Source organism: Salmonella sp. 5800 (assembly GCF_046558195.1).
Lineage (GTDB): Bacteria > Pseudomonadota > Gammaproteobacteria > Enterobacterales > Enterobacteriaceae > Salmonella > Salmonella enterica.
Map to the genome: position 1 here is coordinate 220,315 of NZ_JBGDOX010000004.1, position 18,707 is coordinate 239,021.

Here is an 18,707-nt window from a genome sequence, read left to right on the forward strand (position 1 = left end):
CCTCCTTTTTCGTCTGGCTGAACTATCTTTAGGACAGGCAAGGGAAGAAGTGAGGAAATAACACATGACTAAAGCAGGCAAAATAACCGCCGCCATCACAGGGACTTTCTTGTTGTTGATCGCCATAGTGATTTTGTTGATCGCAACATTTGACTGGAACCGCCTCAAACCGACCATCAACCAGAAAGTCTCTACCGAATTGAACCGGCCTTTCGCTATTCGCGGCGATTTAGGCGTGGTGTGGGAACGCCAAAAACAGGAGACCGGCTGGCGAAGCTGGGTACCGTGGCCGCATGTTCACGCGGAAGACGTCATTCTCGGCAATCCGCCGGATATTCCGGAAGTCACGATGGTGCATCTGCCACGCGTTGAGGCGACGCTTGCCCCGCTGGCGCTCCTGACCAAAACCGTCTGGCTGCCGTGGATCAAACTGGTGAAACCCGACGCGCGTCTTATTCGCCTGTCTGAGAAAACCAATAACTGGACCTTTAACCTCGCGCAAGACAAGAATACGGACCCCAATGCTAAACCTTCCGCCTGGTCCTTCCGGCTGGATAATATTCTCTTCGACCAGGGGCGAATCGCGATCGATGATAAGGTCAGCAAAGCGGATATCACTATTCTGATCGATCCGTTAGGCAAACCGTTGCCGTTCAGCGAAGTGACGGGAACGAAAGGCAAAGCAGACAAATCCAGCGTGGGCGACTATGTCTTCGGCCTGAAGGCGCAGGGGCGTTATAACGGGGAACCGTTGACCGGTACGGGCAAAATAGGCGGTATGCTGGCGCTACGCAGCGAAAGTACGCCTTTTCCTGTGCAGGCCGATTTCCGCTCTGGCAACACGCGGGTGGCTTTTAGCGGCGTGGTGAACGAGCCGATGAAAATGGGCGGCGTCGATCTGCGGCTTAAATTCTCTGGCGATTCACTGGGCGATTTATATGATTTAACCGGCGTGCTGCTGCCGGATACGCCGCCGTTTGAGACCGATGGGCGATTGGTGGCGAAAATTGACGCCGAAAAGTCATCGGTATTTGATTATCGCGGTTTTAATGGGCGCATTGGCGACAGTGATATCCACGGCTCCCTCACTTATACCACCGGTAAACCGCGCCCTAAACTGGAAGGCGATGTCGAATCGCGCCAGTTACGACTGGCCGATCTTGGGCCGCTGATTGGCGTGGATTCCGGGAAAGACGCTGAGCAGTCGAAACGGTCTGAACAGCGCAAAGGCGAGAAGAATGTTCAGCCGGCGGATAAAGTGTTGCCTTACGATCGCTTTGAAACCGACAAATGGGACGTTATGGACGCCGATGTCCGGTTTAAAGGCCGACGTATTGAGCATGGCGGCAGTCTACCGATTAGCGATCTTTCGACCCATATCATCCTGAAAAACGCCGACTTACGTCTACAGCCGCTGAAGTTTGGTCTGGCAGGCGGCAGTATTGTCTCCAACATCCATCTGGAAGGGGATAAAAAACCAATGCAGGGGCGGGCGGATATACAGGCGCGTCGGCTGAAGCTTAAAGAACTGATGCCGGATGTGGAGCTGATGCAGAAAACGCTGGGCGAGCTGAACGGCGATGCGGATATTCGCGGGACGGGCAACTCGGTCGCCGCGCTGCTTGGCAACAGTAACGGCAATCTGAAATTATTGATGAATGATGGATTAATTAGCCGCAACCTGATGGAAATCGTGGGGCTGAACGTCGGCAACTATATTGTCGGGCAGATTTTTGGCGATGACGAAGTGCGGGTTAACTGCGCGGCGGCGAATCTCAATATTGCGAACGGCGTGGCGCGACCGCAAATTTTTGCTTTTGATACAGAAAATGCGTTGATTAACGTGACCGGTACGGCGAGCTTCGCCTCTGAACAGCTCGATTTAACCATTGATCCGGAAAGTAAGGGGATTCGTATTATTACGCTGCGATCGCCGCTGTACGTGCGTGGGACATTTAAAAATCCGCAGGCGGGCGTCAAGCCCGGCCCGCTGATTGCGCGCGGCGCGGTTGCGGCAGCGCTGGCGACGTTGGTAACGCCCGCCGCCGCGCTATTGGCGCTCATTTCGCCCTCTGAAGGCGAAGCCAATCAGTGCCGGACGATTTTAACGCAGATGAAGCAGTAACGTGAAACGTAGCGCCGGATGACGCCATCCGGCGCCCTATTACAACGCCTGATGACGCGTCTCATGGGTTAACAGCAGTGCAATCAGCGTCAGCGCCGCCATTGACGCCAGGTAAACCCCTACCGCCGCCAGCCCGTAGTGGCTTTGCAGCCATGCGGCAATATACGGCGCGACGGAAGCGCCCAGAATCGATGACACATTGTAGGAAAACGATGCGCCGGTATAGCGCACTTCCGTCGGAAATAGCTCCGGCAGCAGCGCTCCCATTGGGCCGAAGGTCAGCCCCATCAGGCTCAGGCCCAACAACAGGAACACGAATACCAGCGCTGGATTGCCTGAACCCAGCAGCGGGGTAAAGGCGAACAACGCGAAGAGAATGATGAGCGTGGTAATGATGACCATGCTTTTCCGACGGCCAAATGCGTCCGCCAGCAGGCCGGCGACGGGCACCATCACGCCGAAACCAATCACCGCCATCATCAGCATCCACAGTATTTCATTGCGCGGCAAGCCAAGCCCCACCGGCGCGGCGGCCGTGCTGTAAGTCATGGAATAGACGGTCATGATATAGAACAGCGTGTAGGTCGCCAGCATAATAAACGTGCCGAGAATGGTTACGCGGACATGCTTCGTCAGCAACGTGCCCAGCGGTATTTTTACCTGTTTTTTCGCTGCGGCGACTTTCGCAAACACCGGCGTTTCATGCAGCGACACGCGCACATACAGGCCGATAATCACCAGCACCGCCGAGAAGATAAACGGCACGCGCCAGCCCCAGCTCATAAACTGCTCGTCGGTCAGCAGCCAGGAGAGCAACAGGAAGGTGCCATTGGCAAAAAAGAAGCCGATCGGCGCGCCCAACTGCGGGAAGGAGCCATACAGCGCGCGTTTGCGCGGCGGCGCATTCTCCGTCGCTAATAACGCTGCGCCGCCCCATTCGCCGCCCAGCCCCAGTCCCTGACCGAAACGCGCCAGCGCCAGCAGCAGCGGCGCGAAAATACCTATCGTCGCGTAGCCCGGTAACAGACCGATAATGACCGTGGAGATCCCCATCGTCAGCAGCGAAGCCACCAGCGTGACTTTGCGGCCTACCCGGTCGCCGAAGTGGCCGAATAGCGCAGAGCCGATCGGACGCGCCACAAACGCGATAGCGAAGGTGGCGAGCGATTGTAGCGTTGCCGCAGTGGGATCGCCCTGGGGGAAGAAGATAAGGGGGAACACGATCACCGCAGCGGTGGCGTAAATATAGAAGTCGAAGAACTCAATTGCGGTGCCGATAAGCGAGGCAATAACGACTTTATTGCGTGAGTTTACCGGAACATGTTCCTGCTCATGGTCGAGTGTTGTGGCGGTTGCTTGCATACTATTTTCTTATTTTTAGCGAACGAATAGCCATATTACGCACAGCAAAAGTTATATTTCAATGTGTAACAAAAGCCAAAAATGGTCAAAAAAAGCGCAAAAAGGGGATAATGTTTAAGCCAGCCATTTTGCGTCTATGAAATGCTTCACATAATTTTAGAATTAGTGGATAAAACTGGTTTATGGTTAAATAAAAGTTAATTACTGGATTTATATGCTGAAACAATGAGATGAGGCGGAAGGACGTGCCTGATTGTACCGCCGGGTACGCTTTGCTTGCCCGGCCTGGGACCACACGCCAGTAGGCCGAATGACGACGCCGTGCGTGCCATCCGGCAGCAAGCCGCAGACTAGCGTTGCGTTTTACCCGGCATTCGCGGGTCGTCCTTATATTCGGCGGTGGCTATCCAGGCCGCGCAGAATAACGTCAGGCGGGCAAAAAAGTAGAAGAAGGCCATCAGACCGAGTACGGAGCCAAACGCCGCGCCGGAAGGCGATTTCACCAGTGACGGCAGCGTATAGGTCATAATGATTTTAATCACCTCAAAACCGATAGCGGCGATAAATGTCCCGCGAATCAACGCTTTTTTACGGGGACGATGGCGAGGCAGTCGCCAGAAAATCCAGAAGAAAAGCAGATAGTTGGCAAAAATAGAGATGGCCAGACCGATCAAATGCCAGGCCGGTTTTAACCATTCGATGCTGTCGAGATACAAGGCGGAGATGATCATCTGCTGGGCGGAACCGGCGATGGAAGTAATGGACAGCGTAATGATTAAAGCGATTAATAATCCAATCAGCGAGATAAAATCGCGCAGATATTTGAGCCAGATTTTCTCCTGATCCTGTGGCTTGCGCTCCCAGACGTCCCGTGATTGGGCGCGAATCGCTTCCCGCAGGTTGCCCATCCAGTTAACGCCGGAATAGAGCGCGATACCCAGTCCGACCAGCCCTACCGTGGTACGCTGTTGAACCGCCGTATTAATCGTATTTTTAAGCGTGGACGCCAGCGTAGGATCGCTCACATTCATCAATATCTTGCTGAAAATATCTTCCAGTAGATTAGGGTGCGAGGCGAGGATAAAACCTGCCGCGGCAAAGGACACCATCATTATCGGGATCATCGACAGAAACGAAAAGTAGGTGATAGCCGCGCCAAACTGATTACCCAGTCGATCGTTAAAACGTTCGGTCGCGCGAATGAGGTGGGCCACCATTGGTTGACGCTGAATTTTTTGCATCAGGGTGGTGACGGAATGCAACGCCTGATTTGCCTTTTCGTTTTTTTCCGGGGCGTCATGCGGCTGCGTTTTTATTTTTTGTATCGGGTCGTGCTCCAGTTCCTGAATAGGGCGTTTTACGTCATTTTCCTGCGTCATCAGGTCGGTAGTCCTTCATCATTAATAGAATATGTCAGTATAGCTTCTCCCCGGTGGATGCTGAAAATGCGGCTACTCTGCGGCCTCTTTAATGGTTTCCGTCAGCCATACCATAAACAGGTGTACCCGGCGGGAAAGATTACGGCGATGGGGATAATGCAGCGTCACCGGCAGTGGAGCGGCGCGATATTGCGGTAAAATTTCAATGAGCGTTCCGGCGCGTAACGCCTCCCGTACAGCAATGCGCGGCGTCTGAATGATTCCTAATCCTGCCAGACAGGCCGTATGCCAGGTCTCCGTACTGTTTACCGTTAGCATTCCGCCGGTTTTTACCCACTGCATATCGTGGGGAGTTTCAAAGGCAAAACCCGGTGAAGAGACTCCCGGCGTTAATGAATAATGCACCACCGCATGTGAGGCGAGGTCGTCAAGGTTTTCTGGATACCCAAAGCGCGCCAGGTATTGTGGGCTGGCGCAGTTCACCCTTCTCAGTTTGCCAAGCGGGCGCGTAAGTATCCCTGGCGCATGTAGCGGATCTGTACGCACCACGCAGTCGAAATCTTCCCGTAGTAAATCGACCTGTCGATCGCTACTACAAAGTTCCAGCGCAATGCCGGGATACTGATGCAAAAAAGTGGGCAGGCGCGGCATGATGAGGCTGTTTGCGAGACATGGCGGTATATCTACCCGTATTTTGCCACTGATACTGGCGGGATCAGGCTGGAAAAGACCTTCCAGTTCATCCAGGTTACTCAACAAATCTTTTGCCCGTTCGTAGTAAACCATTCCGTCCTGAGTAAGCTGTACCCGCCGGGTGGTGCGGTGGAGCAGGCGGATGCCCAGTTGATGTTCTAACGCTTGTATTTGCCGTGAGACGCTGCCTTTGGGAAGGCCGATATCCTCTGCTGCACGGGAAAAACTTTCCCGTTCCGCCACGCGTACAAACAATTTCATTGCATATATTTTATCCATCATCAGGCTCTATTATTGTTTTTATTGAAACAGTGACGCTGAAGCGGCTGGTTTTATTGATTTTCTAGCATCTAATAAGCCCTTTCGCAATCATTGCTCGCGTGACGAATACGTCTGATCGCGTTGCGCGGCGGATTTATCGCCTTCCGGCCAGGCTTTTTAGCGCCAAAAAGCCGATAAACGGGACGAGAGCGGTAAAACACGCTGATAGCCGCGGGTGCAGTGGGAGAGAGAAATGCATGTACATACACGGTATTGTCATTGACCCATCGTCGCGGTTTTCAGGCGGATTGGCTATTTTTTAACAAAATGTGCTACTTTATTTTTTGTAACACATCAGGCGAAAAGCAGATATTTCCTTTGTGACACGCCAGGCGTACTCTTCATTAAATTAATATTCAAATTAGCCTTGGCTGTTCGCGCTAATAAGATATTCCTTACTTTAAAACGCTAATTTTAGCGAATTCTGTAATCCCGATGTTGAAGCTGTAAATATTCATAACCTTTCCCTTCCTCAACCAATGACTATCGGTAAAATGGCCTATACCAAATAGCGACTTCTTATTTTACCCTACGGGTAATACCCTTCCTCATCTTGAGACTATTATCTTACCCAGGTGGAGAAAAGTAATGCAGGTAATCATGTTTGACAGGCAGTCAATATTTATTCATGGAATGAAAATCAGTTTGCAGCAGCACATTCCAGGAATAAGTATCCAGAGTGTCGGTCAGGCAGAAGAACTCTGGCAAAAAATAGAAAGCGCGCCGGATGCGCTGGTCATGCTGGATAGCGGCCTGGATGCTGAATTTTGCCGCGAGGTGTTACAAAGAACCGCGCAGCAATTTCCGGAGGTGAAGATTATTATCACAGCGATGGGTGGCAGTCAAAAGTGGCTGCATGAAGTGATGCAATTTAACGTTCAGGCCGTGGTGCCACGCGATTCTGATGCCGAAACCTTTGTCCTTGCGCTCAATGCTGTCGCTCGCGGGATGATGTTTTTACCGGGGGATTGGTTAAATTCAACGGAGCTGGAGTCCCGTGATATAAAAGCGTTAAGCGCCCGCCAGCGGGAAATTTTACAGATGCTTGCCGCAGGAGAATCAAATAAACAAATTGGGCGGGCGTTAAATATTAGTACCGGGACGGTTAAAGCGCATCTGGAGTCGCTTTACCGGCGGCTGGATGTAAAAAATCGTACCCAGGCCGCCATGATGTTAAATGAATCGAATTAACGGCGTTAAATTCGCAGTCCGCTTATTTCTGGCTGTGAAATATCACCCGTATTGATTAATGATAAAAAACGCTGATGTCCGATGCTGAACATCAGCGCAATAAGCGTTTCGCGTTGAAACCGATCATTAAGTTCCGGCAAACAATTCTGTAGCAGCATATCGCAGCTATTGAGGTCATCCAGTAAGAATGCCTCCGCCTGTTCGGGCGTAATGAACGTCAGCGTCTCATCCGGCGTCAACATATGCCCGTAACCAATCACCCAGTTACCCTGCCGATCGCGATACTTTTCCAGCGACAGACCCTGCCACTGTTTAATAAACGCGATGCAGGCGGAGCTAAAGCGAGATGAAATGTGCGGCATGGCATCTTTCTCATAAAAAGCGCGATTATAAAGTGTGCTGCAAGCGTGGCTAGCGGTCAGACGGCCAAACGCAGGCAGGGAAAAGGTCTATGCCGTTCAGCGTCACGCCGCGTTGACAGAATGAAAAACTGATGTTTTTGGTTAGTAACCGATCTTCTTATAAATTTGCAATCATTAAGATTAAGTCACTGAAATGTGGCTAAATCTGTTATATCTATGAAAAAACATAATTAAAAGAAAACGAAGATCTCGTCGCGGGATCGTCTTTTTAGGGAAGATAATGACGAATAGCGCTTCGCAGGCGACACGCGCGCCTTTTGAACATAGCCTGGGGATTATCCGCCAGGCATCAATAGAAATCCTGCTGCTGCTGGGTATTCATACCACTGAGGGAAAAGAGCCCCGGTGGTTCATGGAACAACTTGAGCAGGCGCGTCTTAACCTGGGCGGTTGGGGCGCGGTGGCGAAAAAATTGCGGATAAATGACGCGCAGTTGAGCCAGTTTATGCTGCAACTGCGTCACCTTCAGCAGCATGTTCCCCAGTATGACAGCGGGCAAGAGGTGAGCGAAAATCAACTCCTTGCCGCGTTGCGTTTTGTCACCTCGCTGGAACATCTACGTCAGCAGCAGCCGCTACTGACGTATCAAACTGAGCTGGAAGACCCCGACCAGGAGGCGCATCTTGAGGCGCAGCGTCAGCTTCGAGCGATAGAACTGACGTTAAAAGCGCTTATTGCGCGCGCATGGCCGGATCGGGCGTCGCTGAATCACTACCTCAAGCAAAATTTTGGCCCGGACCGTTTGCGCCAGTGGTTAAAACAGGGAGAAGATCAACATGCGCTGGAAGGCATGTTGTTCAGCGAACTGGCGCTTATGGTGGTCGATAAAAAATTATTTGCCCGTCATTACGTCAGAATTTTTAATGACGCCTCAGCGTTAACGCTGTTCGCCGAGTCGCGCACCACCCTGCGTATGTTTCTGGATGATTGCCGCCTCGCGCGAAACGAGGTTATCGCCAGGCAGCCGCTCACCTCAGCGCAGCTTATGCTGCTAAACGTTCAGTATCAGCAAATCGTTCGGCCCATCCAGCGCGCCTATGCCGAAAAACGTACTCGCGTGAATCCCGCTTCGTTTCTGCTGGCGGATGAACGTGAATTGCGCCAGTTCTGGGAAACCGCGCGGCTTAAAGATCGGCAGGCCGGGGGAGATAAGCATGAGATTAGCGAGAGCATAGAACCACCGCGTAAACGGCCTCCGCGTACGCCTGAAGAGCGTGAGCAACTTATTTCCGGCGCTTTGTGGGGCGGGGTTGGCGTCATGACGCTGGCGATACTGGCGGGCGCGTTCTGGCTATTTAGTTCGTCGTCGCCAGGCTCCGATAACGGGCAAGCTCCCGCAATGGCGCAGGATGAACCGCCGCGCGAGGCGCCTTCCGCGCGGGAAACGCTCAATCATATGGGGATTACCTGGGATGCGTTTACCATGCGGGCGGCGATAGAGCGCAATGATACGCGGGTGACGGCGCTGTTCCTCCAGGGCGGAATGAACTGGCAGCTCGCGTGGACGGAGCAGGCGTTTGCGGCAGGACATACCGAGGTGCTGCAACTGTTGTTGCGTTATCCCGCGCTGATGGATGAGGTCAAACCCTGCCGACGATTTATCACAACGTTAAGTCATGACATGTCGAGCGGCGCGCCGCTGACCGCGATGCATAAAACCTATTTGCAAACGTTTTGCACCGTTCCGGCTGTTGTGACGCGCCAGCAGCACGATACGGAGCAGGCCCGACTGCGCGCTCAGGCCCGGCCCAGCGCAGACAATAAAAAATGGCTGAAAATTCAGTCAGCCATTTATGATGCGATTCACTGAGGCCGGAGCAGGTTAAGGCTCTCCGTAAAGGCCAATCAGGCGGCGCACCACGCCATTGGTCCAGCCGAATCCATCCTGTAGCGGATACTCGCCCCCGCCGCCTTCGCGGGGCGTACCGCCGGAAATATGGTATTTCTCGATCAGTTTATGGTGCTCCTGATAAAAATGGTTCACCGTTTTTAACCAGTTATGGGCGATTTCATCGCCCAGCATATCGTCGCCATACAGTTTGAAGCCCTGAATCGCCATCCATTGCAGCGGTGCCCAGCCGTTCGGTTTATCCCACTGTTCGCCGGTTTCGTATTCGGTCGCCATAATCCCGCCGGGCGTTAACAGACGGCTGCGTACCACGTTTGCCAGACGGTCGGCCTGCTCATGGTTCGCCATACCGACATACAGCGGCACGATACTGGCGGCGGAAAAGAGCGCCATTTCTTCGCGTCGCCAGTCATAGTCCCGATAACAGCCGTTTTCATCATCCCACAGATAATGGTTCACGGCGGCGCGTCGATCGCTGGCTTTCTGGCGAAATAGCGCCTCGGTGTCACGTTCGCCTTTCAGTGCTGAAATATTGGCGATAGCGCTCTCCAGTTTATACAGAAAAGCGTTCAAATCGATAGGGATAAACTGGGTCGTACGTATGCTGGCAAGCCGGCCCGCATCGCGTAGCCAGCGTGAAGAATAGTCCCAGCCGGACGCCGCCCCGGCGCGCAAATCCCGGTAGACTTCATTGGGCGGACGACCGGAGTGTTTTGCGGTTTCGACATCTTCCAGCCAGGACTCGTCGCGCGGCGTGTCGCGATCGTCCCAGTAGCGGTTCAGCAGGGAACCGTCCGGCATCCGCACAACGTGGCGATAAGCCTGGTTGAGCGCCAGCGATTCGGCGCCGTCCATCCAGAAGGCGTATTCCATTTTGAGATGGTCGAGATAACGCCGCGCGCCGCGTACGCCATCTTCTTCGAACAGTTCAACCATCAGGGCGAAAACCGGCGGCTGCGAGCGGCTCAGATAATAGGTCCGGTTGCCGTTGGGAATATGGCCATAGTTTTCAATCATCCAGGCGAAATTATCCGCCATACATTTAAGTAAATCTTCGCGCCCGCTTTCCGCCAGACCCAGCATGGTAAAATAAGAGTCCCAATAATAGGTTTCGCTAAAGCGGCCTCCCGGCACGATATAGGATTGCGGCAGCGCCAGCAGCGAAGACCACGGAATATGATCCTGCGGTTCGCGCGTCAGTATCGGCCAAAGCTGGTCAATATGTTCTTTGAGCGAGTTTTCGGGGTTAGAGACATACTCGCTGGATAAGGTTTCCGGTAGCCAGAAATGGTTCTCGACGAAGCGGCGTAAGTCAAAATCACGGTGGCGTCTGACCTTACGGTAGCGGATCAGGATATCAAGCGGGTCCATCTTCGGCGCGCAGTCCGGGAACGTTTTACTGTCTGGAAACAGTTTTGTTGACTGTACATGCTCGAACAGTTCGAGATACCGATCGGCAGGGGTCAGGGCGTCAGAGGCGGGAAGCCCCTCGATCATCTCCGGCTCCGGTTCCGCCTCGATCATTTCATCCAGCTTTAACTCGCACGGGTCTGTTTCATAAAGCAGATCGACATCAATAGTCAGATCTTCAGAAGGCGTGGGGTTTAATTTCTGGTTGAGCATAATGACAAGGACCTCCGGCTTGCGTCGTAAAAGATACGGGTGTTGCCCGGCTGTCTATTAAGCGTAGACATTCGCTTCGATACCTGAGTGGCAAAGTGTGCGATAGATCACATTTTGCAATTTGTCTCTCAAGAAAAACACTTCATAACTTACTGAATAGTATTGCGAAAATCCTATTTTCATGACGCCCGCCCCAGACCTAAAATCAGAACATTCGTTTCATAGCGGTATCACTACGTCGCCGCATGGCGTGGATTCACAAGCAAAGGTAACGTAAATAGTTATAATACAAGCTATGGCACCATGATAATACAAATGGATACAAATGATCGAGCAACCCGACAGTAAAAGCGCCAAACCGCTTTATAAGCAGCTTGAAGCCGCCTTAAAAGAGGCCATTGCGCGTGGAGAGTATAAACCAGGCCAGCAGATCCCGACGGAAAATGAACTGAGCGCGCGCTGGCAGGTGAGCAGGGTCACGGTCCGTAAGGCGTTGGATGCGCTGACGCGTGAAAATTTGCTGACCCGTGTCTCCGGCAAAGGCACCTTTGTCTCTGGTGAGAAATTTCAGCGCAGTATGACCGGCATCATGAGTTTCAGCGAGTTATGCCAGTCCCAGGGACGTCGCCCGGGGTCACGCACCATCAAATCCGTTTTTGAATCGGTAGACGATGAGACAAAAGCGTTACTGAATATGAACGATGGCGAAAAAGCGGTCGTCATTGAACGTATCCGCTATGCCGACGATGTGGCGGTATCGCTGGAAACCGTACATCTTCCCCCACGTTTTGCGTTTTTGCTGGACGAAGATCTTAATAATCACTCTTTGTATGAATGCTTACGCGAGAAACACCACTTATGGTTTACCCACTCCCGTAAGATGATCGAACTGGTTTATGCCAGCTTTGAAGTCGCCCATTATCTTAGCGTCAACGAGGGTTATCCGCTGATCCTGATAAAAAGTGAAATGATTGATAACAAAGGAGAACTCTCCTGCGTTTCGCAACAGTTGATTGTCGGCGATAAAATACGGTTTACCGTATGATGTCAGCATTACGCTAACGAAGAGCAGGCTGAATCGGGATCCAGATCGCGGATCCCGATTTTTTTTGGTTTCCACCTTGATAAAATGTCTTTAAATGTCATATAAAAATAACAATACATTATGATTCATTTATGGCGAATCCTCGCCTGTATCTTTAATGGAAATGCAATGGATACATTCCGCCTGTATTCATAGCGGTGAGTTTTTCCACGGGCCGTTTGAAATTACCGATGCGAATACGCCTTTCTTCTTCCAGTTTTCCGAGGGCAATACGCGGGCGGTGGATGAACGCGCGTTAAACTTCCTGAAAAAATATGGCCAGCGATATTATCCTGAAACTTTCACAGAAGGTGAATGCGTTATTGGCGCGGGACGATGTTGACGGTGTGGTCATTACTCATGGCACTGACACGCTCGATGAAACCGCCTACTTTCTTAATTTGACCGTGAAAAGCGACAAACCGGTGGTGTTTACCGCTGCAATGCGGCCCGCGTCGGCAATCAGCGCCGATGGCGCAAGGGCAGCCAGGGCTGGTGTCTGACTCGCTCAACCCGGCGAAGGCGCGAGTGTTGCTGATGACGGCATTAACTCAGACGCGTAATCCGGAACTGATCCAGAGTTATTTCAGTACGTATTAATCATGCAGGCTTGTGCGCCCACCCTTGAAGATGGGCGCACAAGATATTAACGCATGGTCACAAACTCTTCCGATGCGGTCGGGTGAATAGCGACGGTATTATCGAAGTCTTTCTTGGTAGCGCCCATCTTCAGCGCCACTGCGAAGCCCTGCAACATTTCATCCATGCCGAAGCCGATACCGTGGATACCCACAATTTTTTCTTCCGGCCCGACGCAGACCAGCTTCATACGGCACGGCTGGCGGTGCGTCGTCACCGCGGTATACATAGCGGTAAACGATGATTTATAGACTTTTACCTGCTCGTCGCCGTACTGCTCGCGCGCCTGCGGCTCGCTTAACCCGACGGTGCCGATAGGCGGATGGCTAAAGACCACGGTCGGGATGTTGCTGTAGTCCAGATGCTCGTCCGGCTTGTTGTTAAACAGGCGTTCGGAGAGACGGCGACCGGCGGCGACGGCGACTGGCGTTAACTCCACTGCGCCGGTGTTATCGCCAACGGCGTAAATGCCTTCAACGTTGGTATTCTGGAATTTATCGACAATGATGTAACCTTTTTCATTGGTTTTCACGCCCGCTGCCGCCAGATTAATATTGTCGGTCGACGGTTCGCGACCAATGGCCCAGATCAGGCAATCAACGGTTTCACTGCGGCCATCTTCCAGTTCCAGAGTCAGACTGCCGTCGGCGTTTTTCACCACCGCTTTCGGCACGGCGTGAGTATGCAGTTGCGGGCCTTCGGCGTTCATCACCTCAACCAGCGTTTCGCTAATCATCGGGTCAAAACTGCGCAGCGGCGCATGTTTACGGACAAACAGATGCGTTTTCGCCCCCAGCGCGTTGATAACGCCAGCCAGTTCAACGGCGATATAACCTGCGCCTACCACCGCGACCCGCTCCGGCAAGGCAGACAGCGCAAAGAAACCGTCGGAATCAATGCCGTATTCCACGCCTGGAATCTCAGGATGGCTCGGACGGCCGCCGGTAGCGATCAAAATATGGTCGGCGGTGATGGTTTCGCCGTTCACTTCAATGGTTTTGGCATCGACAAAGCGGGCAAAGCCTTTAATCACATCCACGTTATTTTTGCCCAGCACGTTGTCGTATGAAGTATGGATGCGGTCAATATACGCGGTACGGCTGGCAATCAGCTTGCTCCAGTCGAACTGATTAATCGTGGTGTCAAAACCGTAGTCCGGGCCATACAGATGAATCGCTTCACGAATCTGCGCGGCATGCCACATCACTTTCTTCGGCACGCAGCCCACGTTAACACAGGTACCGCCCAGCTCTTTGGCTTCGATGAGCGCGCATTTCTGGCCGTACATAGCGGCGCGGTTAATCGAGGCGATACCGCCGCTGCCGCCGCCGATAGCGATGTAATCATAGTGTTTGGTCATGACCGCTCCTTTATGTTCGTTGTCGGACGGATAGATTCTGCGCTACCCGCCAAAATATTCGCGATTGTATACCTGAAGGTGAAAGGTTCCACCGATGGCTGTGATTACTCCGGCACGATCCAGCTTACCGAAGTGTGTCCGTGACCGTTTGGCGCCAACCTGCTGTGCAGCCACGGTAGCACGTTGTTCATCTGCTGCTCCAGTTTCCACGGCGGGTTAACCACGATCATACCGGAGGCCGTCATCCCGCGCTGATCGCTGTCCGGGCGGATCGCCAGCTCAATTTGCAGGATTTTACGGATGCCGGTGGCCTCCAGATCATGAATCATGCGCTTAATTTGCTGGCGGAGCACCACCGGATACCATAGCGCGTATGTCCCGGTGGCGAAACGTTTATAACCCTCGCTGATGCCGCTGACTACCGCCTGGTAATCGGTTTTCATTTCATAAGGCGGGTCAATGAGGATCAGACCGCGGCGGGAAACCGGCGGCAATTTGGCTTTCAGTTGCTGATAGCCGTCAGCGCGTTCCACACGGGCGCGGTTGTCTTTTTGAAACTCCGCGCGCAACAGTGGGAAGTCGCTGGGATGCAATTCCGTGAGTTGCAGACTGTCCTGCTCACGCAGCAACTGGCGGGCGATTAACGGGGAGCCCGGGTAGTAGCGTAACTGCCCGCTGCGGTTGAAATGTTTTACGACGCTAATATACGGTTCCAGTTCGGCGGGCAGATCGTCCTGCTGCCAGATACGGGCGATGCCTTCCAGATACTCTCCGGTACGTTCAGCATGTTCGCTGCCCAACTGATAACGCCCCGCGCCCGCGTGCGTGTCCAGATAGAGAAACGGTTTTTCTTTCTCTTTTAGCGACTCGATGATCAGGCTCTGAACGGTATGTTTAAGGACGTCGGCGTGGTTGCCAGCGTGAAAGCTGTGACGATAACTGAGCATGGATGCAGATATTCCGGGAAGTAAACAAGTTAGCCGATAGTTTACCGCAGATCCGCGCAGATTACCCCAGTACCGCCATGTTGTTTCGCGCGTTGTGAAAGTATTGCAAGACGTGTTCGTATCATCAAACCGTCAACTGCGCAGGCCAGCATCGCCTGTGGGCAAGGTAGTAGTTTTGACCTGGCGTTATTTTTAATGAAAGGAACCATAATGAAACTACACATTACTGTACTGGCGTCATCTCTGGCGCTGGCGATGCCGGCACTGGCGAAAGATATTCCCCTGTCCCAGGCGGAGTCGATAGCGAAAAGCGTGACGCCCGACTCGGCGAGCGTCGCCTTTAATGACCTTGAGGCTCAATGGCTGACACAGTTGCGTAAGGCATTACAAGGCGATACCGCCGCGTTGACTCGCGACGCCCTGGCTCAGATGCGACAGAATTCCATCCAGGCGGATAATGCCTGGTTACAGGCTAGCGGTTATGATTTTCATACTACTGAGAATCAACAGATGGGGATTACCCTACTTTCCGCCTTCAATACATTGCCGGAAGCAGTATTGAAAGACAATCTGGCGACGGTGACGGCGATTAATCACGATGCCGATGTTAATACCCGTCACCAGGCGCTGGCGGATGCGGAAAGCGTGGAGTATCTCTATTTCCTGAGCGACGCAATGGGGCCGCGGCTGGGGCGGGCATTTCTCACCGCTTATGATAAAGGTGAGTTGGGCAAAGCGGCAGCGTTGATTAAAGCCTCGGAAGTCAGCACCGGCGCGGCGAAAAAATATTTTCATTACCCGCGTCCTTACCAGGTGCCGGGTAATACTATCCATTTGACGCCGGATGATGTGGTGGTAAAAGATGGTCATCCTTATACCGCAGGTGGCGGTGCTTTCCCCAGCGGACACACGAATACCGGTTATACGGATGCGCTGTTGATGGCGGAAATGATCCCGGAACGCTTTGATGCGCTGGTGATTCGTGGCGCGCGTTATGGCTATTCTCGCCTGGTTCTTGGCGTACACTATCCGCTGGATGTGATGGGCGCGCGGATGGTCGCGCAGCGTAATGTCGCGCATTATCTTAACGATCCGTATTACCGTACGTTATTCAACGAAGCTCGCGCCCAACTGCGCGAGGCGCTGGTGAAAGAGTGCGGTACGACGATTGTCGAATGCGCGGCATCGGCCGGAAAAGACGATCCGTACCGCGATCCGGCTATGCATACCTTCTACCGCTTCACCATGACTTATAACCTGCCGCAACAGAAAGGCGAGCATCAGCCGTTGAAAATACCAAAAGGCGCCGATGTTCTGCTACAGACAGCGCTGCCGAACCTGTCGCCAGCGCAGCGTCAGGCGTTAATGGAAGAGACGGCGTTACCGGCAGGATATCCGTTGTCGGGCGAGAACGAGGATCAACAGTTCTGGCAGCGTCTGGATCTGTCCGCTGCTTACGAGATGGCGAGAAAAACGCGCTGACGTTGTCACCCGGCTGATAAAACGTAAGCCGGGATGATGTTAAAGGGGCGGCTTATTGCAGCGATACCCACGTCTGTACGCTGTCCATCATTGAAATTCCCCTTACTATCCCCCATTCTAGATCTCATCGCGAGAGCGCCAAAAGCGCGCTCCACTCACCTTCTTCTACAGGACTGCGCATATGACCAATCCATTACTAACGTCTTTTTCACTGCCGCCTTTTTCTGCAATTAAACCGGAGCATGTGGTGCCTGCGGTCACCAAAGCGTTGGCCGATTGCCGGGCGGCGGTAGAAGGCGTTGTGGCGCATGGCGCGCCGTATAGCTGGGAAAACCTCTGCCAGCCGTTGGCGGAAGCCGACGATGTTTTGGGGCGTATTTTCTCGCCAATTAGCCACTTAAACTCGGTGAAAAATAGCCCGGAGCTGCGTGAAGCCTACGAACAGACGCTGCCGCTGCTGTCTGAATACAGCACCTGGGTTGGGCAACATGAAGGACTGTACAACGCGTACCGCGACCTGCGCGACGGCGATCATTACGCCACTCTGAATACCGCGCAGAAGAAAGCGGTTGATAACGCGCTGCGTGATTTTGAACTGTCCGGCATCGGCCTGCCGAAAGAGAAACAGCAGCGTTACGGCGAAATCGCCACCCGCCTGTCTGAGCTGGGCAACCTGTACAGCAATAACGTGCTCGATGCCACCATGGGCTGGACGAAGCTCATCACCAACGAAGCCGAGCTGGCGGGAATGCCGGAAAGCGCGCTCGCCGCCGCTAAAGCCCAGGCGGAAGCCAAAGAGCAGGAAGGTTACCTGCTGACTCTGGATATCCCGAGCTATCTGCCAGTGATGACCTACTGCGACAACCAGGCGTTGCGTGAAGAGATGTATCGCGCCTATTCCACTCGCGCCTCCGACCAGGGGCCGAACGCCGGTAAGTGGGATAACAGCCCGGTGATGGAAGAAATTCTTGCGCTGCGCCATGAACTGGCGCAACTGCTGGGCTTCGAAAATTATGCCCATGAATCGCTGGCCACCAAAATGGCGGAAAATCCGCAGCAGGTGCTCGATTTCTTAACCGATCTGGCGAAACGCGCCCGTCCGCAGGGGGAAAAAGAGCTGGCCCAGCTGCGCGCCTTCGCCAAAGCCGAATTTGGCGTTGAGGAGCTGCAACCGTGGGATATCGCGTACTACAGTGAAAAGCAAAAACAGCACCTGTACAGCATCAGCGATGAGCAGCTACGTCCGTACTTCCCGGAAAACAAAGCCGTGAATGGCCTGTTTGAAGTGGTGAAACGTATTTACGGCATCACCGCCAAAGAGCGTACTGATGTTGATGTCTGGCACCCGGAAGTGCGTTTCTTTGAACTGTATGACGAAAATAACGAGCTGCGCGGCAGCTTCTACCTTGACCTGTACGCGCGCGAACACAAACGCGGCGGGGCGTGGATGGACGACTGTGTCGGTCAGATGCGTAAAGCGGACGGCACATTGCAAAAGCCGGTCGCTTATCTGACCTGTAATTTCAACCGTCCGGTGAACGGTAAACCCGCTCTGTTTACCCATGACGAAGTGATCACCCTGTTCCACGAGTTTGGTCATGGCCTGCATCATATGCTGACCCGCATTGAGACCGCCGGGGTCTCCGGTATCAGCGGCGTGCCGTGGGACGCGGTCGAACTGCCAAGCCAGTTTATGGAAAACTGGTGCTGGGAGCCGGAAGCGCTGGCGTTTATCTCCGGCCACTATGAAACCGGCGAGCCGTTGCCGAAGGAACTGCTGGATAAAATGCTGGCGGCGAAAAACTATCAGGCGGCGCTGTTTATTCTGCGTCAACTGGAGTTCGGCCTGTTTGATTTCCGTCTGCATGCGGAATTTAACCCGCAGCAAGGAGCGAAAATTCTTGAGACGCTCTTTGAAATCAAAAAACAGGTCGCCGTGGTGCCGTCACCGACATGGGGCCGCTTCCCACACGCGTTCAGCCATATCTTTGCTGGCGGCTATGCGGCAGGCTACTACAGCTATCTGTGGGCCGACGTACTGGCGGCGGACGCTTATTCCCGCTTTGAGGAGGAAGGCATTTTCAACCGTGAGACCGGTCAGTCGTTCCTTGATAACATACTGACTCGCGGTGGTTCTGAAGAGCCGATGGAACTCTTTAAACGCTTCCGTGGCCGTGAACCACAACTGGACGCGATGCTGGAGCATTACGGGATTAAAGGCTGATTTTAC

At 53.2% G+C, this 18,707-nt stretch carries 13 protein-coding genes and 2 pseudogenes; 8 read left to right on the forward strand and 7 right to left on the reverse strand.

What is annotated here, in order from left to right; all coding sequences use genetic code 11:
- The first annotated feature begins 64 nt into the window (after positions 1–64).
- Entirely contained in the window at positions 65–2,125 is a 2,061-nt protein-coding gene (locus ACLJZ5_RS10365) for an AsmA family protein (RefSeq protein WP_000158671.1), read from the forward strand.
- A 39-nt stretch (positions 2,126–2,164) separates the two neighbouring features.
- On the opposite strand, the gene ACLJZ5_RS10370 is transcribed toward ACLJZ5_RS10365, so the two are convergent.
- The 3 genes from ACLJZ5_RS10370 to ACLJZ5_RS10380 form a co-directional block, all read right to left on the reverse strand.
- Positions 2,165–3,487, reverse strand: a complete 1,323-nt coding sequence (locus ACLJZ5_RS10370; RefSeq protein ID WP_001148981.1) for an MFS transporter — start codon at positions 3,485–3,487, stop codon at positions 2,165–2,167.
- A 350-nt stretch (positions 3,488–3,837) separates the two neighbouring features.
- The gene (gene yhjD, locus ACLJZ5_RS10375; protein ID WP_000191235.1) at positions 3,838–4,866 is read right to left on the reverse strand and encodes an inner membrane protein YhjD; all 1,029 of its coding nucleotides are present in this window, start codon (positions 4,864–4,866) and stop codon (positions 3,838–3,840) included.
- A gap of 72 nt (positions 4,867–4,938) precedes the next feature.
- Positions 4,939–5,838: a LysR family transcriptional regulator gene (locus ACLJZ5_RS10380; RefSeq protein ID WP_024798344.1), complete on the reverse strand. Its 900-nt coding sequence runs from the start codon at positions 5,836–5,838 to the stop codon at positions 4,939–4,941.
- A gap of 630 nt (positions 5,839–6,468) precedes the next feature.
- On the opposite strand from ACLJZ5_RS10380, the gene ACLJZ5_RS10385 reads away from it, so the two are divergent.
- Positions 6,469–7,071 (forward strand): helix-turn-helix transcriptional regulator, encoded by a 603-nt coding sequence (locus ACLJZ5_RS10385; protein WP_023218886.1) that lies wholly within the window; start codon positions 6,469–6,471, stop codon positions 7,069–7,071.
- Between the two features lie 5 nt (positions 7,072–7,076).
- Here the strand turns inward: ACLJZ5_RS10385 and ACLJZ5_RS10390 are convergent, their stop codons facing one another.
- Positions 7,077–7,433 carry a glycoside hydrolase family protein gene (locus ACLJZ5_RS10390; protein ID WP_001120252.1) on the reverse strand — a complete coding sequence of 119 codons (357 nt, stop codon included), beginning with the start codon at positions 7,431–7,433 and terminating at the stop codon, positions 7,077–7,079.
- A gap of 280 nt (positions 7,434–7,713) precedes the next feature.
- Between ACLJZ5_RS10390 and ACLJZ5_RS10395 the strand changes: the two genes are divergently transcribed.
- Positions 7,714–9,303: an STY4199 family HEPN domain-containing protein gene (locus ACLJZ5_RS10395; RefSeq protein ID WP_000185014.1), complete on the forward strand. Its 1,590-nt coding sequence runs from the start codon at positions 7,714–7,716 to the stop codon at positions 9,301–9,303.
- A gap of 12 nt (positions 9,304–9,315) precedes the next feature.
- Here ACLJZ5_RS10395 and ACLJZ5_RS10400 read toward each other — a convergent pair whose 3' ends face one another.
- The gene (locus ACLJZ5_RS10400) at positions 9,316–10,965 is read right to left on the reverse strand and encodes an alpha,alpha-trehalase (RefSeq protein WP_000934254.1); all 1,650 of its coding nucleotides are present in this window, start codon (positions 10,963–10,965) and stop codon (positions 9,316–9,318) included.
- 325 nt (positions 10,966–11,290) lie between these two features.
- Here ACLJZ5_RS10400 and ACLJZ5_RS10405 point away from each other — a divergent pair, with 325 nt between their 5' ends.
- From ACLJZ5_RS10405 to ACLJZ5_RS10415, 3 genes and pseudogenes are all read left to right on the forward strand, one after another.
- Positions 11,291–12,010 carry a GntR family transcriptional regulator gene (locus tag ACLJZ5_RS10405; protein ID WP_023224158.1) on the forward strand — a complete coding sequence of 240 codons (720 nt, stop codon included), beginning with the start codon at positions 11,291–11,293 and terminating at the stop codon, positions 12,008–12,010.
- A 157-nt stretch (positions 12,011–12,167) separates the two neighbouring features.
- A pseudogene (locus ACLJZ5_RS10410) lies at positions 12,168–12,392 on the forward strand (SIS domain-containing protein); the annotation flags it as partial.
- A pseudogene (locus ACLJZ5_RS10415) lies at positions 12,319–12,649 on the forward strand (asparaginase domain-containing protein); the annotation flags it as partial. The pseudogenes ACLJZ5_RS10410 and ACLJZ5_RS10415, both read left to right, overlap by 74 nt.
- Before the next feature lie 46 nt (positions 12,650–12,695).
- Here ACLJZ5_RS10415 and gorA read toward each other — a convergent pair.
- Both gorA and ACLJZ5_RS10425 read right to left on the reverse strand, forming a co-directional pair.
- Positions 12,696–14,048 carry a glutathione-disulfide reductase gene (gene gorA, locus ACLJZ5_RS10420; protein WP_000160773.1) on the reverse strand — a complete coding sequence of 451 codons (1,353 nt, stop codon included), beginning with the start codon at positions 14,046–14,048 and terminating at the stop codon, positions 12,696–12,698.
- Positions 14,049–14,152: 104 nt separating this feature from the next.
- The gene (locus ACLJZ5_RS10425; RefSeq protein WP_000954233.1) at positions 14,153–14,995 is read right to left on the reverse strand and encodes a 23S rRNA (adenine(2030)-N(6))-methyltransferase RlmJ; all 843 of its coding nucleotides are present in this window, start codon (positions 14,993–14,995) and stop codon (positions 14,153–14,155) included.
- A gap of 210 nt (positions 14,996–15,205) precedes the next feature.
- Here ACLJZ5_RS10425 and ACLJZ5_RS10430 point away from each other — a divergent pair, with 210 nt between their 5' ends.
- Positions 15,206–16,477 carry an acid phosphatase gene (locus tag ACLJZ5_RS10430; protein ID WP_024797730.1) on the forward strand — a complete coding sequence of 424 codons (1,272 nt, stop codon included), beginning with the start codon at positions 15,206–15,208 and terminating at the stop codon, positions 16,475–16,477.
- Between the two features lie 181 nt (positions 16,478–16,658).
- Positions 16,659–18,701: an oligopeptidase A gene (gene prlC, locus ACLJZ5_RS10435; protein WP_021000874.1), complete on the forward strand. Its 2,043-nt coding sequence runs from the start codon at positions 16,659–16,661 to the stop codon at positions 18,699–18,701.
- Positions 18,702–18,707: the final 6 nt, after the last annotated feature.

Bases quoted from the DNA above. Each gene is read 5' to 3' on its own strand.
- ACLJZ5_RS10370 (WP_001148981.1), bottom strand. From the start codon at position 3,487: ATGCAAGCAACCGCCACAACACTCGACCATGAGCAGGAACATGTTCCG.
- ACLJZ5_RS10365 (WP_000158671.1), top strand. From the start codon at position 65: ATGACTAAAGCAGGCAAAATAACCGCCGCCATCACAGGGACTTTCTTG.
- ACLJZ5_RS10425 (WP_000954233.1), bottom strand. From the start codon at position 14,995: ATGCTCAGTTATCGTCACAGCTTTCACGCTGGCAACCACGCCGACGTC.
- ACLJZ5_RS10405 (WP_023224158.1), top strand. From the start codon at position 11,291: ATGATCGAGCAACCCGACAGTAAAAGCGCCAAACCGCTTTATAAGCAG.
- gorA (WP_000160773.1), bottom strand. From the start codon at position 14,048: ATGACCAAACACTATGATTACATCGCTATCGGCGGCGGCAGCGGCGGT.
- ACLJZ5_RS10400 (WP_000934254.1), bottom strand. From the start codon at position 10,965: ATGCTCAACCAGAAATTAAACCCCACGCCTTCTGAAGATCTGACTATT.
- prlC (WP_021000874.1), top strand. From the start codon at position 16,659: ATGACCAATCCATTACTAACGTCTTTTTCACTGCCGCCTTTTTCTGCA.
- ACLJZ5_RS10430 (WP_024797730.1), top strand. From the start codon at position 15,206: ATGAAACTACACATTACTGTACTGGCGTCATCTCTGGCGCTGGCGATG.
- ACLJZ5_RS10390 (WP_001120252.1), bottom strand. From the start codon at position 7,433: ATGCCGCACATTTCATCTCGCTTTAGCTCCGCCTGCATCGCGTTTATT.
- yhjD (WP_000191235.1), bottom strand. From the start codon at position 4,866: ATGACGCAGGAAAATGACGTAAAACGCCCTATTCAGGAACTGGAGCAC.
- ACLJZ5_RS10380 (WP_024798344.1), bottom strand. From the start codon at position 5,838: ATGGATAAAATATATGCAATGAAATTGTTTGTACGCGTGGCGGAACGG.
- ACLJZ5_RS10395 (WP_000185014.1), top strand. From the start codon at position 7,714: ATGACGAATAGCGCTTCGCAGGCGACACGCGCGCCTTTTGAACATAGC.
- ACLJZ5_RS10385 (WP_023218886.1), top strand. From the start codon at position 6,469: ATGCAGGTAATCATGTTTGACAGGCAGTCAATATTTATTCATGGAATG.